Genomic DNA, 14,827 nt, shown 5'->3' with positions numbered 1-14,827 from the left:
CCCTTACCCTGCCTCCAAGGACCCCGAGGTTCCGTGATCCCCCCACCCTGGCTGCAACGCCTCCGGCATCAGGCGGATCGCCGTCGTGCCTTGGGCCGGGACCGGGCCATCCACCCGGCTGCGGGGGTGGACTTCTGCTCCAACGACTACCTGGGGCTGCGGCGGGACCCGCGGTTGGCGGAGGCCGCCGCGGCGGCCGCCCGCGAGTACGGGGCCGGCGCGGGAGGGGCGCGCCTCCTCCGGGGCACCACGCCCCTCCACGACGAGCTGGAAGCGGCCCTCGCCGCCTGGAAGGGCACGGAGGCCTGCCTTCTCTTCAACACCGGCTTCCAGGCCAACGCCACCCTCATCCCCGCCCTGGCCGGCGCCGGCGACGCCGTCTTCTCTGACGCCCTCAACCACGCCTCCCTGGTGGACGGCTGCCGCATGGCCCGGGCCGGAGGCGCCCACCTGGGCATCTTCCGGCATCTCGATCTGGCGGATCTCGCGCAGCAGCTCGAGCTCTGGCGGGCCTCGGCTCCGGAAGGCGCCCTGGCCCTGGTGGCGACGGATGCCGTGTTCAGCATGGACGGCGACGCGGCGGACCTGCCGGCCCTGCTGGCCCTCTGCGACCGCCACGGCGCCCTGCTCCTGGTCGACGAAGCCCACGCCACGGGCCTCCTCGGCGCGGACGGCGCCGGCCTGGCCCAGCACCAGGGCGTCCATGGCCGCGTGCCACTGGTCATGGGCACCCTCGGGAAGGCCCTGGGCGCCTTCGGCGCCTTCGTCTGCTGCGACGGCCTGCTGCGCGAGCACATGATGAACACGGTCCGGGGCTTCATCTTCTCCACGGCCCTGCCGCCGCCCGTCGTCGGTGCGGCCCTGGCGGGCGTGCGCCTCGCCCGGTCGGAGCCCTGGCGGCGCGAGCGGGCCATGGCCCACGCCGCGCACCTCCGGCGGGCCCTGGGCCAGGCCCAGGCCCCTTCGGCCATCGTGCCGGTGCCCGTGGGGCCGGATGCCGAGGCGGTGCGCCTGGCCGATCGCCTCCAGGCCCGGGGCTTCGATGTGCGGGCCGTGCGTCCCCCCACGGTGCCGGAGGGCTCGGCGCGCCTGCGGATCACCACCGGCGCCCACCTGGAGGACGCGCAGATCCTGGCCCTCGTGGAGGCCCTGGCCCTGGAGGCTCCGGACGCCTGATCGGCCGGACGGAGATCAGCCTTCCAGCGCCTTCTGCATGGCCTGCATCAGGCCCGCGCGCCGGAAGGGCTTCTGGACGAAGGCGACGAGACCCTTGCCCAGGAACTCCTGGACGGCCTCCTGCTCGTTGTAGCCGCTCATCAGCACCACCCGGCAGGCGGGATCGAGGGCCCTCAGCTTGCGGAAGGCCTCGACTCCGTCCATGTGCGGCATGGTGAGGTCCAGGAGCACGGCCTTGATCCGGCCGCCCTCACCCTTGAACCGTTCCAGGCCCTCCTGGCCGTCCCTGGCCTCGAGGACGTCGAATCCCATGGAGCGCAGGAGGGCGCCGGCCACCCCCCGCACGCTCTCCTCGTCATCCACCACCAGGATGGTCCCGGATCCGCTCCAGCTCGCGGAGGCATCCTCTGCGGACGAGCCCGGTTCCGTCTCCAGCCCGGCCGGGAAGATCAGCTTGAACGTGGTCCCCTTCCCGACCTCGCTGTAGACGCGGATGCCGCCCTTGTGGCCGCGGACGATGCCCTGCATGGCGGACAGCCCCAGGCCCCGGCCCGTGAACTTGGTGGTGAAGAAGGGCTCGAAGATGCGGGCCTGCACGTCCGGGCTCATCCCCTGTCCCGTGTCCGATACTTCCAGGGTGATGAAGGTGCCGGGCGCGATGGCCTGCCCGGGGAAGTCCCGGACCAGGTCCTCCTCCGAGTAGGCCTGCAGGCCCGTGCGGATCGAGACGATGCCCTCCCCGTCGCCGATGGCCTCAGAGGCGTTGGTGACGAGGTTCATGACCACCTGCTGGATCTGGGAGGCCTCGGCCATGAGGGCCGGCAGGGCCGGCTGGAGCTGGAACCGCAGCGCCACCTTCTTGGAGATGGAGACTCCCAGCAGGTGGGACATCTCCTCCACGGCCTGGTTCAGGTCCAAGGGCTCGACGAGGAAACGGCCCCGGCCGGAGTAGGCCAGCATCTGCCGCGTCAGGCCGGTGGCGCGATGGACGGACTTCTCCAGGTTCTCCAGGTAGGGCCGCGCCGGCGACAGGGGTGGCGTGCACATCTGGGCGAGGCTGATGTTTCCCAGGATGGCGGTGAGCAGGTTGTTGAAGTCGTGGGCGATGCCGCCCGCCAGCACACCGAGGCTCTCCAGCTTCTGGCTCTGGAGCTGCGCCTGCTCGGCCCGGCGACGCTCCGTGATGTCCGTGATGATGCCCAGCACGCTCACCACCCGCTTGGCCTCGTCCATCACGGGGTTGCCGGTGACGATGGTCCAGACCTCCTCGCCATCCTTCTTCCGGAAGCGGAAATCATGCTGGGCGCTGATCCCGTTCCTCCGCTGCGCCATGTTGCGGTCTGAGGTTTCGCGGTCCTCTTCGAACATGAAGTCGGACAGGGGGCGGCCGATCATCTCCTCCGGGGCGTAGCCCAGGATCTGGGCCATGCGCCGGTTGACGAAGGTGGTCCTCCCCTCCGGATCCAGCACCCACATGCCCTCCCCCATCACCTCCACCAGGTGGCGGAATCGCGCCTCGCTCTCCCTCAGCGCCTCTGCGTCCCGCCGATGGCTCTCCGTCTCCTGTGCCAGCTCGCGCGTCCGGGCCTCCACCTGGGTTCGGATCTCCGCCTGCCCCGCCAGCAGGGCGCGCACGTAGCCCGAAAGCACCAGGCTGAAGGCGAGACCCCCGGCCAGGATGCCCCAGGCCCGCCAACCGGCCGTGAGGCCGTAGTACCCCGGGGCCGGCGTCACCACCACCTGCCAGCGCCGCCCGGCCAGCTCGTAGCCCAGGACATGCTGGAGCCTGGAGGGTCCTGGCGGGCCGGCCGGAGGCAGCGGCGACGATTCCAGGTGCAGGAGGGCCTCCGACGGCGGCGCGCTGGCGTCCAGCAGCCGCAGCTCCACGCCGCGGGGTTCCAGGATGGCGATGGACTTCTGGACCAGGTCGCCGGCGCGGAAGACCCCCTGAACCACGCCCACGGGCCGGCCCTGCCGGTTCCGCACCGCGGCCATGACGAGGATCCCTGCCTGGGCAGCCGTCTCCTGGAGCAGGCGAATCCGGCCGCTGGCGGAGACCTCTCCCGTGCGCAACGCGCGGTCCAGCGTCTCCCGGCGGGTGGCCAGCTGCTCCGCCGAATAGCCCAGGGTCACCTCGTTGCCCCGGTAGGGCGCCACGAACTGGATCGCGAAGAAGCGGTGGTCCTGACGCAAGGGCACATTCCGCCCCCCCTCGTCCTTCCCGAAGAAGTGGAATCGCGGCTGGAAGCGCCTGCCCTCGGCCTCCAAGGCGCCCCGGTTTTCAGGACCCACCTCCGGCAGCCACTGGAAGGCCTGGATGTAGGGATGCATGGCGAGGGTGGGCGCCGTGAAGGCATCGAAATCCTCCCGGCTCACGTCATCGCTGGCTTCGAAGTAGCTCCGCAGCACGCCGACATCCTCGAAGCTGTGCCGGAGCCCCTCGGCCACGCTCTCCGCGCGGTCGCGGGCCGCTTCGTGGAACTGTGCCTCCACTTGGCGGCAGTTGGCGTCCCGGGCCACGAAGAACCCCACCAGGCTGAGCACCACCCCGACCGCCAGCACCAGCCCGGTGCGGACTCGACCCGGGGCGGCTGGACTGGGCATGGGGTCGGCCACGGGCACCTCATTCGGGCAGTTTGGGATCGGAATTATCCTGGCATGGCGCGCCCCGTTGCGGGAGGTCCATGTCTTTCCCATCAGCCCCGGGTCCCGGGCGCGACCTGTGGGAGAATTCTAGGGGACCGGAAGGTCTTCAGGAGGTGGCTTTTGAATCGGAACATCGTGTTCGCCCTGATCGGAGGCCTTGCCGTGGGATTCCTCGCGGGCTACGTCGTCGGCGGCAGCGGCGACAGGGATGCCGCCACCCCCACCGCCGCCACCCCCGCCGGGGGCGTGGTGATGCCGGCGCCCTCCCTGGGCGGCGGCATGGCCGCGGGAGCCCCGGCGCCGGGCCAGATCCCGCCGGGCATGGGCCTCCCCAACGCGGAGATGCAGGCCCGCATCATCAAGCTGGAGGCCGTCGTGAAGGCCGAGCCCAAGAACCACGACGCCTGGGTGGGCCTCGGGAACGACTACTTCGACAGCCACCAGCCTCAGAAGGCCGTGGATGCCTATGCCAAGGCCCTGGCTCTGAAGCCCGACGATCCCGACATCCTCACGGACCAGGGCGTGATGTACCGCCAGCTCAACCAGTTCGACAAGGCCATCGCCAACTTCCAGAAGGCCGGCAAGATCAATCCCTCCCACGTGCCGAGCGTCTTCAACCTCGGCATCGTGTACGCCGGCGACCTCAACAAGCCCGACGAAGCGGCCAAGGCCTTCAACAAGGTGCTGGTCATGGCCCCGAACAGCGAGCAGGCCGCCCAGGCCCGTCAGCTGCTGGCCCAGCTCAACAAGGGCGGCATGCCCCGCTGATCCGCGGCGCTGATCCGCCCTGCTGAATCCATGCTGAACCTCGACGCCCTCCCCAGCCCGCTCTGGGTCCTCGGAACCGGAACGGGCGTGGGGAAGACTTTCGTGGCCTCCCGCATCGCGCGCACCTGGGCGGAGCGGGGTCCGGTCAGCTACCGCAAGCCCTTCCAGACCGGCGTGGACCGGGCGGATCACCCCGAGGCCGACGCCAGCGCGGTGGCTGGCCCGGGCATCGCAGCCGAAAGCCATGTCCTGCTGCGCGCGCCGCTCTCACCCCTGGCCGCCGCCCAGCGGGAAGACCGCACGCTGGACCTGGACGCCGCCGCCGCCTGGTGCCGCCGCCCGGCCCCCCAACCCGGCGAAGGCCGCATCCTGCTGGAGGGCGTGGGCGGCCTCATGGTGCCCCTGGCGCCGAACACCCACTTCCTGGCCTGGGCCACGGACCTGAAGATCCCCTGCGTGCTGGTGGCCCTGGGCGGCCTCGGCACCTTGAACCACACCCTGCTCAGCGCCGAGGCCCTCATGCTTCGCGGCTGGCGGATCGAGGCCGTGCTGCTCAATCCCGGAGCCGATGGCGCGACCCAGGAAGCCGCAGACGAGAATGCGACCGTTCTTCAAGGATTTCTTCCCATCCCTGTCCATGTCCTGAAATAACTTCCAGAGCCCATCAAGCCGATCCATACGCTATCTTCAGGCGACTCGCACCACCTGATGCCATCGCTTGCGGATACCTCGCGCCCGGCTGAAAAGCCGTTCGGCACTCCTTCAGCCTTATCCCTTTCCCCTCGGAAAGGATTCGATGTCAGCCCCCACGCCTCTGCGACGCCGGTTGGTGCTCCCGCTCCTGTTCGGAGTCGCCGGGCTGCTGGTCAACCTGCTGCGCTACGAGATCTTCTTCAACGTGGACCTCATCTTCGGATCGGTCTTCGTGATGCTCGTGATCCTCCACGCCGGCGAAGGACCCGGCGTGGTGGCGGCCCTCATCGCGGGCAGCGCCACCTGGATCCTCTGGAACCACCCCTGGGCCGTGGTGATCCTCGCGGGCGAGGCCCTCTTCGTGGGTTGGCTCGTGCGGCGCCGCTCGTGGGATCTCCTCCTGGCGGACCTCCTCTTCTGGGGCGCCCTCGGGATCCCCCTGATCTGGGGGTTCTACCACCTCCTGCTGCGGACCCCGGTCCAGACGACGGCGCTGGTCTTCCTGAAGCAGGCCATCAACGGCATCATCAACGCCCTGCTGGCCTGCATCCTCCACCTGGCCTGGCGGGCGCGATCCCATGGAAGCGGGGCTGTCCGACCGGCCTTCCGCTCCGTGGTCTTCGTTACGACTGTGTCCCTCGTGACCTTCCCGGCCCTGCTCTTCCTGACGGTCTTCGTCCGCCAGGAGGTCCGCCGGGGCCAGCAGGACATGATCCGCCAGAGCGCCGCACTGGACCTGGTGGGCCGCCAGATGCTCCAGACCTGGATCGAGGACCGCCATCAGAGCATCGCCACGCTGGCGAGCCTGGCCTCCCAGCCGAACCAGCGGCGGGAGGACCTGCAGCGAACCGTGGAAGCCATCCGGACGGCCATGCCGGCCTTCAAGCGGGCAGGCGTGCTGGATGTCCATGCGGACGTCATCGTCTTCAGCCCGCTGGTCGATGACCTGGGCCGCTCCACCCTCGGACGGAACTTCTCCGATCGGCCCTACATCCCGACCCTGCGCCAGTCCCTCAAGCCCTGGGTGGCCGACATCGTCATGGGCCGCGTCGGCAGGCCGGAGCCGGTCATCTCCCTCGTGGTCCCCGTGGTCAGGGATGGGCGGTACGACGGCTACTGCATCGGCATCGTGGATGCCACGCAGATCCAGGAGGTCCTCGCCATCATCGCCGGCTCCGCCGACGCCCGGCTGACCCTGCTCGACCGGTCCGGGCGGGTGGTCGCCAGCACCCGGAAGGACCTGGCCATGATGTCCCCCTTCGCGCCGCCGCCCGGCGAGCGCCGCCCACTCGGTGAGGGCGTCTGGCACGTCATTCCCCCGGCCCAGCCGGGGCACAGCACCATGCAGCGGTGGAGCGAGTCCTTCCTCGTCCAGGAAGGCCTTCTGAGCCAGCACCTCCCCTGGAAGCTGGTGGTGGAATCCCCCCAGGCCCCGGTGATCTCAAGCCTGAGCCGAATCACCATCCGGGGCCTCGGCACGCTCCTGCTCCTCATCCTCCTGACCATCGCCCTGGCCCACCTGCTCAGCCGGGGGTTCACCGCGGCCATCGCCCGCCTGGAGGAAGCCACCCGCGCCTTCCCCGGGCGCCTCGGCGAGGATCCGGGCACCGACCTGGCCCTGCCCCCCAGCCGCATCAAAGAGACCCAGCACCTCAACGACCGCTTCCAGCAGATGACCGATGCGCTCCGAGTCTCCTTCCGCGAACTGAACGATCTGAAGGATACGCTGGAGCAGCGCGTCACCCTTCGCACCCAGGAACTCCAGACCGCCCTGGACACCATCAAGACGCTCCACGGGATCATCCCCATCTGCGCCTCATGCAAGAAGATCCGCGATGACAAGGGCTCCTGGAACCAGCTGGAGACCTACATCTCCGAGCACACCGAGGCCGACTTCAGCCACGGCATCTGCCCCGAATGCGCCCGGAAGCTCTACCCCGAAGTCCCCCGCGCCGATCCCAAGGCCTGAGCGAGCCTGTCCTAGACTGGAGCCATGCCGACGCCCCTGCCGCCCGACTGGACCGACCGCCTCGCCCTAGACCGCGCCCATGTGTGGCACCCCTTCACGCAGATGCAGGTGCACGAGGCCGATCCGCCGGTGCCGGTCATCGGCGGCGAGGGCTGCGACCTGCTGCTGGCCAACGGCGAGCGGGTGCTGGACGGCGTCTCCAGCTGGTGGACCTGCCTGCACGGCCACGGCCACCCGCGGTTGGTGAGCGCCCTGGAGCGCCAGGCCGCGAAACTCGACCATGTCATGTTCGCGGGCTTCACCCACGAGCCCGCCCTGGAGCTGGTGGTGCGCCTGCGGCCGAAGCTGCCGCCGAACCTCACCCGGGCCTTCTTCTCCGACGACGGCAGCACGGCCGTGGAGGTGGCCCTCAAGATGGCCTTCCAGGCCCAGCTCCAGCGAGGCGAGAAGGGCCGCGACCGCTTCGGCGCCCTGCGCGGCGGCTACCACGGCGACACCCTCGGAGCCGTGGGCGTGGGTGAGCTGGACAACTTCATGACGGGGCTCTTCCGGCCTCTGCTCCTGGCCTGCGAGCGGCTGGAAGTGCCCGAGGATCCCCGCTGCGAGCTCGTCCCGGATCTGGATGGATGGCCGGACCGCCTGGAGGCGGCCCGCCAGGCCATGGCGGCCTTCTTCGCCACGTACGGCGAGCGGCTGGCCGCCTTCATCGCCGAGCCGCTGATCCAGTGCGCCGGGGGCATGCGCATGTGGCCGCCGGAGCTGCTGCGGGAGCTGCGGGCCCAGTGCGACGCCCACGGCGTCTACCTCATCCTCGACGAGGTGGCCACGGGGTTCGGCCGCACAGGCACCTTCCTGGCCTGCGAACAAGCCGGCGTGGCGCCGGACTTGCTCTGCCTCTCCAAGGGCCTCACGGGCGGCACCCTGCCCCTCTCCATGACCTGGGCCACGGAGGAGCTCTACGGCCACTTCTGGGGCACACCCGCCTCGGGCCGGGCCTTCCTCCACGGCCACAGCTACACCGGCAACCCCGCCGCCTGCGCCGTGGCCTGCGCCAGCCTGGCCCTCTTCGACGACGAGCCGGTGCTGGCGAACGCCGCCGCTCTGAATGAAGCGATGAAGGCAGCCTTCACGGCCCTGGCCGCCCATCCCGCCGTGCGCCAGGCTCGCGTGCTGGGCACCATCGGCGCCTGCCGCCTGGTGGATCCCGCCACCGGCGAGGCCCACGACACCGAGGATCGCTTCGGCTGGCGCCTCCACCGCCGGGCCCTGAACCACGGCCTGCTGGTGCGGCCCATGGGCGACTGCCTCTACCTGCTGCCCCCCCTCAGCACGCCCCCCGCGCGCATCCGCGAGGCCGCGGAAACCCTGCTGGCGCTGCTCTGAGGCCTCAGGGCAGCGACACGGCCTCGTAGCCCTCGCCCTTCGGCGTGATCCGCACGATCTGCGGCAGGTGAGCCCCGGCCAGGACCACCTTCCGGCGGGCGGCCTCGCGGAACAGCTCCTGGCGGACCTTCACGGCGCGGTCCCCGTCCAGGTCGAAGGCGACGCCGATTTCCGGATGCTGGAACTGCACCGCGCCGAAGTGGATGAGGTCGCCGATGCACCAGAGCTCACGGCCCTCGGAGGTGAAGGCGTAGACCGTATGGCCGCCGGTATGGCCGTAAGCCGGGAGGGCGCGGAGGCCCGGAAGGAGTTCCTCGCCGTCCTCGAAGGGACGGAAGGCCCCGGCCTTCCCGTAGACCCCGAAAAGGACCTTCAGCTTTGGGGCCCGGTCCCGCAGGCGCTCGGGCAGGCGCGAGGGATCCTCCGTCCAGAAGGCGTGCTCCCGGCGGGCCACCCGCAGGACCGCCTTGGGGAAGGCCCGCGTGCCATCGGCCTTCAGCAGGCCGCCGATGTGGTCGAAGTGGTCGTGGGTGATGAGGACGAGGTCGATGTCGGCGGGCATCACACCCGCGGCGGCGAGCTGCTCCGCCAGGTGGCCCGAGTCCTCATCCGGATCCTTGCCGATACCCGTGTCCACCAGGACGGTGTGGCCTGGCATCCGCACGAGGAAAGCGTTCACCGGCGTGTCCGCCGCGTCCTTCCCGCCCAGCATCCGCCGCGCCTCGGCGGCGTCGAGGCCCTTGAGCAGCGAGGCGGCGAGGGAGATCCGCCCGTCCTGCAGCTTCCACACCTGCAGCTGGCCCACGCGCAGGGGCTCGACGCGGGAGGCATTCACGGGGGAGGAGGGCGTCATGGCAGCACCCGGCAGCAGAAGGATCGTGGCGAGGAGGAGGGCACGCATGACCCGAGTGTATCCCGTCCCTCCCCTCCTGAATGACGATGCCGGAGTCGTGTTTTTCCGGCATTACACTGAGGTTTTGCGGAGAATCCGATGAAGCTGGTGACGTTCCTGAAGGCCGACGCGGAGAGGATCGGCGCCGTCATGGCGGACGGCCGCATCCTCGACTTCGTCGCCGCCGAGCCCCGCCTGGCCGTGGACATGCTCACGCTCATCCGCCGCCAGGACGAGCTCATGCCCCTGGCCCGGGCCCTGGCCGCGGCCCCGCCGGCCCAGGCCATGATCGATGTCGGTGCCGTGCGCCTGCTGGCCCCGGTGCCCCGGCCCGTCTCCATGCGCGACGGCTACGCCTTCCGCCAGCACGTGGCCACGGCGCGCCGCAACCGCGGGCTCGACATGATCCCCGAGTTCGACCTCTTCCCCGTCACCTACTTCACCAACCACCTGGCCGTCACGGGTCCGGGCGAGGTGCTGGTGCAGGACCACCACCTGACGCGCCTGGACTTCGAGCTGGAGGTGGCCGTCGTCACGGGCCGGCCCCTGAAGAACGCCACGCTGGAGGAGGCGGACGACGCCATCTTCGGCTACATGGTGATGAACGACTGGAGCGCCCGCATGCTCCAGATGGAGGAGATGAAGCTGTCCCTGGGCCCTTGCAAGGGCAAGGACTTCGCCACCAGCCTGGGCCCCTGGCTCGTCACCAAGGACGAGCTGAACCTCGAGCGGACTGCGACGGGCGAGCTCCTCCATGCCCGCATGACCTGCGAGGTGAACGGCCACCGGCTGTCCGACGGCAACGCCGACAGCATGAACTGGACCTTCGCCCAGATCCTCCAGCGCACCAGCTACGGCATCCAGATGCACCCCGGCGAGGTCATCGGCAGCGGCACCGTGGGGACCGGCTGCCTGCTGGAGCTGAACGGCTCGAAGGTCACCGACAATCTCTGGCTCAAGGCCGGCGACGAGGTGGTGCTGGAGATCGAGGGTCTGGGCCGGCTGGTGAACACCATCACCCACGTGCCCGAGCGGCTGGCGGATATGCCGGCGCACCTGGTGGGCGGAACGTTGCCGGACCTCTATGCCGGCACACCCTCCGGCGAGGCCGGGGACTAGACTGGTTCATCCTCCCTGGAGCCACCATGCGCCGCGCCCTCGCCCTCCTTCTCGGCCTGCTGGCCGCCACGAGCCCCGTCCTCGCGCAGAAGCCCACCCTGACGACCTACTTCGCGGACAGCGCCACGCTCCGCGAGGGCGGCGTGAAGCTCATCCCCATCCAGACGCCCAAGGGCACGTTCAAGGTGTGGACCAAGCGCTTCGGGAACAACCCGCGCATCAAGCTGCTGCTGCTCCACGGCGGGCCCGGCTCCACCCACGAGTACTTCGAGTCCCTGGAGGGCTATCTTCCCGCCGAGGGCATCGAGTTCATCTACTACGATCAGCTGGGCTCGGCCTACTCGGACCAGCCCAAGGACCGCGACCTGTGGACCACCGAGCGCTTCGTGGAGGAGGTCGAGCAGGTGCGGAAGGCCCTGGGCCTGAACCAGGACAACTTCTACCTGCTGGGCCACTCCTGGGGTGGCATCCTGGCCGCGGAATACGCGCTGAAGTACGGCACGAACCTCAAGGGCCTGATCATCTCGAACATGATGATGAGCATCCCCGACTACAACCGCTACGCCAGCGACGTGCTCGCCAAGCAGATGGATCCCGCCGTTGTGAAGGAGGTGAAGGAGCTCGAGGCCAAGGGCCAGTACGAGAATCCCCGTTACATGGAGCTGCTGATCCCGAGCTTCTACAACCAGCACCTGTGCCGCCTGCCGGAGTGGCCGGACGCCTTCAAGCGGTCCAGCGCCCACTCGAACAACGACATCTACGTGCTCATGCAGGGCCCCAGCGAGTTCGGCGCCTCGGGCCGCCTCGAGAAGTGGGACCGCAAGGCCGATCTGCCGAAGCTCGCCATGCCCACCCTGGTCATCGGCGGCACCCACGACACCATGGACCCCGCCCACATGAAGTGGGTCTCGACCCAGGTGCAGCACGGCAGCTTCCTGCTCTGCCCGAACGGCAGCCACATGTCCATGTGGGACGACCAGCGCACCTACTGCGAGGGCCTCATCCGCTTCCTCAAGGAGACGGACGCGGGCCGGAAGACCGTGCGGTTCGGGAAATCATGAGCCTGCGCACGATCCTGCCGGGCGACCTCACGCCCATCGAGACCAACGCCCTGCTCTGCGGCGGCGTGGCACCCCGACCCATCGCCCTGGCCAGCACCGTCTCCAAGGAGGGCATCCGGAACCTGTCGCCCTTCAGCTTCTTCAACGCCTTCGGCTCCAACCCGCCCACGGTGGCCTTCGCGCCCAACCGCCGGGGCCGCGACGGCACGGTGAAGCACACCTACCTGAACGCGGTGGCCACGGGGGAGTTCGTCATCGCCGCCGTAAGCCACGCCATGCTGCACCCCATGAACGTGGCCAGCGCCGAGTGGCCCGACGGCGTGGACGAGTTCCCCAAGAGCGGCCTCACGCCCCTGCCCGCGCGGCTCGTGAAGCCCGCCCTGGTGGCCGAGAGCCCCTTCCAGATGGAGTGCCGGCTGCAGCAGGTGGTGGAACTGGGCACGGGTCCTGGCTCGGGCCTCATGCTCCTCGGCGAAGTGGTGGCCTTCCACGTACGGGAGGACTGCTTCGTGGAGGGCCTCCTCCACCCGGACGCCCTGGACCTCATCGGCCGCAACGGCGGCGCCTTCTACACCCGGGCCAGCGGCGCCGCCGTCTTCCAGGTACCCAAGCCCGCCGGGAGACCCCTGGGCTACGACGCCCTGCCCGAAGCCCTCAAGCAGAGCCGCATCCTCACAGCCAACGACCTGGGCCAGCTCGCCAACAGCCCCGGCCTGCCGGACCTGGCCGCCATGGCACGGAGGCCCGGCGACCCCGAGGCTCCGGACGCCCTCGAACGCGCCCTGCAGGACGCCCTCGGCCGGGGCGATCTGGACGAGGCCTGGCGCCTGGCGGGGCTCCGCCTGCGGGGCTAGCCTTCGAGGCCCGTCCCTGCCACGCCCCGGTGGTGGATCACCCGCTGGGGATAGGGGATGTCGATGCCGGCCTCCCGAAAGGCCATGAGGATGCGGCGGCGGAGCTCCCGCGCCACCTCCCACTGCTTGGCCGGGGCGGTCTTGGTGAGGGTCCGCAGGGTCACGGCGCTCTCCCCCAGGTCTTCCACGCCCAGCACCTGGGTAGGCTCCAGCACCCGGTCGGGCCATGCCTCGGCCAGCTCCTTCCCGATGCGCGTCAGCAGCGCGATGGCCGCATCGATGTCCGTGTCGTAGCCGACGCCCACCTCGACCTTGGCCCGGGCGAACTCCTTGGAGAGCACCACCACGCGCACCACGGAGCCGTTGGGGATGAAGTGGGCCTTGCCCTCGGAATCGCGGATCTGGGTCACGCGCAGGGTCATGCGCTCCACGGTGCCCGTGTGCTTCTCGTCCACGCTGATGATGTCGCCCACGCCGAACTGGTTCTCCATGAGGAGGAAGAACCCGCTGATGACGTCCTTCACCAGGCTCTGGGCGCCGAAGCCCAGGGCCACGCCTGCAATGCCCGCGCCAGCCACCAGGGGCCCGATGTTGACGCCGAACTCCTGGAGCGACATGAGGAGGAAGAACACCACCGCCAGGACTCGCGCCGTGTTGTTGAGTACGGAGCCCAGGGTCTCCGCCCGGCGCTCGGCGTCCGAGGTCACCTCCTCGTTCCCGTCGTCCACGGCCCGACGCACGGCGCGGGACACCAGCTTCACGCTCCACAGGATGGCCAGGCAGGCCGCCCCGACCATGAGAAGGTGCTCCAGCCGCGACCAGCCCACCCGGTCCATCCACGCCATGAAATGGTCGAAGCGCCGGACTTCGGTCTTGATGAGGGGCTGGAGGGTCAGGAGCATCACCCGACCAGTCTACTTCCTCGCAACCATGTGGGTCGCGGAAGGCGCTCCGGGGGGGCGCCTGGAGCGGGGCCCCACAGGGCGCGAATCACGCTTGTGAGGGAACGCACCCCCCTACTTCCAGGACGCCCAGTAGTTGAGATTCTCCACCAGCCCCGCCGCCGGCGTGGCCTTCAGGGGCCGGAAGGTGTCCACCATGACCGCCACCTCGTCTGTGCGCTCCTTGGTGCGGCTGAGGGGAATGGCCTTGGGGTGCGGCCCGTGGTGGATGCCCTGGGGATGCCAGGTCAGCATGCCGGCCCCGATGCCGTCCCTCGAGAAGAAGTGCCCCGCGGAGTAGAACAGCACCTCGTCGTAGTCGATGTTGGAGTGGAAGAAGGGCACGCGCATGGCGCCCTCCTCCTCTTCGAAGGGCCGGGGCAGGAAGGAGCAGATGACGAAGTTGTTCGCGATGAAGGTGCTGTGGGCGCTGGGGGGCAGGTGGTAGCGGGCGCTCAGCACGGGCCGGATGTCCTTCACATTGATGCGCCAGACCGTGAGGTCGCCCTTCCAGCCCACCACGTCCAGCGGATTGAAGGGGTAGAAGACCTTCGTGATCTGGTTCTCGCGCTTGATGTGGACGGCCCATTCGCGGCCCTTCCCCTCGTCGTAGGGCTCCAGCTCCGGCGTGTCCACCATGGCGGGATCGAAGATCGCATTGGGCCCGAGCTGGTTGCGGTCGGGGATGGTGACCTCGCTGAAGCCCTCGATGAGCAGGTAGCGCTGGTCGCCTTCCGAGGGCAGGAAGCGGTACGTGGTGCCGCGCGGGATCACCAGGTAGTCGCCGGTGGCGTAGTGGATCGCACCGAAGGTGGTTTCCAGCTTCCCGCCGCCGGCGTGGATGTAGTAGACATCGTCGCCGTCGGCGTTGCGGTAGAAGAAGTCCATGGCGGAGGGCGCCACCCAGTGCAAGGCCACATCGGCATTGTGGAGGATGCAGATGGGCGCGAAGGACGCCTCGCGGGAGCCGAACATCGAAGCCTGGATCGCCTCATCCACCGAGGGTTTCAGCCCGTTCAGGTCATAGCTGTGGGGCCGCAGGGGGCCTTCGATGCGCGTCCAGTCCGTCACCGGGTGCAGACGGTAGAGGTGGGTAGTGCGCCCGAAGAACCCGTTGCGCGCATGCTCCTCTTCGAAGGTGCCCGCGGGCAGATCCACATGCGCCTGGCGCGTGTGCAGCCCCTTGCGCAGGGGGAAGAGCGGCGTTTCCTTCTTGGACATGGGAACCTCGGGGACGAGGGTCCATTATCTCTCAAAAAGAATTCAATACGCGGAGGAGAGCAGAGGGGTGGAGGAAAGCGGAGGAAGACTCGCTGGTCTTTTCT

12 protein-coding genes are annotated in these 14,827 nt (G+C 69.5%); 8 read left to right on the top strand and 4 right to left on the bottom strand.

Annotation, left to right across the window (positions count from 1 at the left end; translation table 11 throughout):
• Window positions 1-33: 33 nt before the first annotated feature.
• Window positions 34-1,176, top strand: a complete 1,143-nt coding sequence (locus MLG87_RS08350) for an aminotransferase class I/II-fold pyridoxal phosphate-dependent enzyme (protein ID WP_243294738.1) — start codon at window positions 34-36, stop codon at window positions 1,174-1,176.
• Between the two features lie 15 nt (window positions 1,177-1,191).
• On the opposite strand, the gene MLG87_RS08345 is transcribed toward MLG87_RS08350, so the two are convergent.
• Window positions 1,192-3,792 (bottom strand): PAS domain S-box protein, encoded by a 2,601-nt coding sequence (locus MLG87_RS08345; protein WP_243294737.1) that lies wholly within the window; start codon window positions 3,790-3,792, stop codon window positions 1,192-1,194.
• A gap of 150 nt (window positions 3,793-3,942) precedes the next feature.
• Between MLG87_RS08345 and MLG87_RS08340 the strand changes: the two genes are divergently transcribed.
• The 4 genes from MLG87_RS08340 (at window position 3,943) to bioA (ending at window position 8,635) form a co-directional block, all read left to right on the top strand.
• A complete protein-coding gene (locus tag MLG87_RS08340) occupies window positions 3,943-4,590 on the top strand; it encodes a tetratricopeptide repeat protein (protein WP_243294736.1) in 648 nt (215 codons plus the stop codon).
• A 30-nt stretch (window positions 4,591-4,620) separates the two neighbouring features.
• The gene (bioD, locus tag MLG87_RS08335) at window positions 4,621-5,241 is read left to right on the top strand and encodes a dethiobiotin synthase (protein ID WP_243294735.1); all 621 of its coding nucleotides are present in this window, start codon (window positions 4,621-4,623) and stop codon (window positions 5,239-5,241) included.
• Between the two features lie 145 nt (window positions 5,242-5,386).
• Window positions 5,387-7,252 (top strand): cache domain-containing protein, encoded by a 1,866-nt coding sequence (locus MLG87_RS08330; protein WP_243294734.1) that lies wholly within the window; start codon window positions 5,387-5,389, stop codon window positions 7,250-7,252.
• 24 nt (window positions 7,253-7,276) lie between these two features.
• The gene (gene bioA, locus MLG87_RS08325; protein ID WP_243294733.1) at window positions 7,277-8,635 is read left to right on the top strand and encodes an adenosylmethionine--8-amino-7-oxononanoate transaminase; all 1,359 of its coding nucleotides are present in this window, start codon (window positions 7,277-7,279) and stop codon (window positions 8,633-8,635) included.
• Between the two features lie 4 nt (window positions 8,636-8,639).
• On the opposite strand, the gene MLG87_RS08320 is transcribed toward bioA, so the two are convergent.
• Entirely contained in the window at window positions 8,640-9,536 is an 897-nt protein-coding gene (locus MLG87_RS08320) for an MBL fold metallo-hydrolase (protein WP_243294732.1), read from the bottom strand.
• 90 nt (window positions 9,537-9,626) lie between these two features.
• Between MLG87_RS08320 and MLG87_RS08315 the strand changes: the two genes are divergently transcribed.
• From MLG87_RS08315 to MLG87_RS08305, 3 genes are read left to right on the top strand one after another with little or no spacing between them, the layout of a single operon-like run.
• Complete coding sequence (locus tag MLG87_RS08315) at window positions 9,627-10,646, top strand: fumarylacetoacetate hydrolase family protein (protein WP_243294731.1); 1,020 nt, start codon at window positions 9,627-9,629, stop codon at window positions 10,644-10,646.
• Window positions 10,647-10,672: 26 nt separating this feature from the next.
• Window positions 10,673-11,707, top strand: coding sequence for a proline iminopeptidase-family hydrolase (locus MLG87_RS08310; protein WP_243294730.1), 1,035 nt, complete (start codon window positions 10,673-10,675; stop codon window positions 11,705-11,707).
• Window positions 11,704-12,561, top strand: coding sequence for a flavin reductase family protein (locus tag MLG87_RS08305; protein ID WP_243294729.1), 858 nt, complete (start codon window positions 11,704-11,706; stop codon window positions 12,559-12,561). The genes MLG87_RS08310 and MLG87_RS08305 overlap by 4 nt, the downstream gene beginning before the upstream one ends.
• Here the strand turns inward: MLG87_RS08305 and MLG87_RS08300 are convergent.
• Window positions 12,558-13,463, bottom strand: a complete 906-nt coding sequence (locus MLG87_RS08300; protein ID WP_243294728.1) for a mechanosensitive ion channel family protein — start codon at window positions 13,461-13,463, stop codon at window positions 12,558-12,560. The genes MLG87_RS08305 and MLG87_RS08300 overlap by 4 nt on opposite strands.
• A gap of 114 nt (window positions 13,464-13,577) precedes the next feature.
• A complete protein-coding gene (locus MLG87_RS08295; protein ID WP_243294727.1) occupies window positions 13,578-14,723 on the bottom strand; it encodes a homogentisate 1,2-dioxygenase in 1,146 nt (381 codons plus the stop codon).
• Window positions 14,724-14,827 lie beyond the last annotated feature (104 nt).

It is taken from the genome of Geothrix mesophila (assembly GCF_022808835.1).
Lineage (GTDB): Bacteria > Acidobacteriota > Holophagae > Holophagales > Holophagaceae > Geothrix > Geothrix paludis.
The sequence above is the reverse complement of the archived record's forward strand: the minus strand, read 5'-3'. Positions and strand labels throughout refer to the sequence as shown.

Excerpts from the sequence above, each read along its gene's own strand:
- MLG87_RS08295 (WP_243294727.1), bottom strand. The coding sequence starts at position 14,723 with ATGTCCAAGAAGGAAACGCCGCTCTTCCCCCTGCGCAAGGGGCTGCAC.
- MLG87_RS08300 (WP_243294728.1), bottom strand. The coding sequence starts at position 13,463 with ATGCTCCTGACCCTCCAGCCCCTCATCAAGACCGAAGTCCGGCGCTTC.
- bioD (WP_243294735.1), top strand. The coding sequence starts at position 4,621 with ATGCTGAACCTCGACGCCCTCCCCAGCCCGCTCTGGGTCCTCGGAACC.
- MLG87_RS08305 (WP_243294729.1), top strand. The coding sequence starts at position 11,704 with ATGAGCCTGCGCACGATCCTGCCGGGCGACCTCACGCCCATCGAGACC.
- MLG87_RS08310 (WP_243294730.1), top strand. The coding sequence starts at position 10,673 with ATGCGCCGCGCCCTCGCCCTCCTTCTCGGCCTGCTGGCCGCCACGAGC.
- MLG87_RS08320 (WP_243294732.1), bottom strand. The coding sequence starts at position 9,536 with ATGCGTGCCCTCCTCCTCGCCACGATCCTTCTGCTGCCGGGTGCTGCC.
- MLG87_RS08315 (WP_243294731.1), top strand. The coding sequence starts at position 9,627 with ATGAAGCTGGTGACGTTCCTGAAGGCCGACGCGGAGAGGATCGGCGCC.
- bioA (WP_243294733.1), top strand. The coding sequence starts at position 7,277 with ATGCCGACGCCCCTGCCGCCCGACTGGACCGACCGCCTCGCCCTAGAC.
- MLG87_RS08330 (WP_243294734.1), top strand. The coding sequence starts at position 5,387 with ATGTCAGCCCCCACGCCTCTGCGACGCCGGTTGGTGCTCCCGCTCCTG.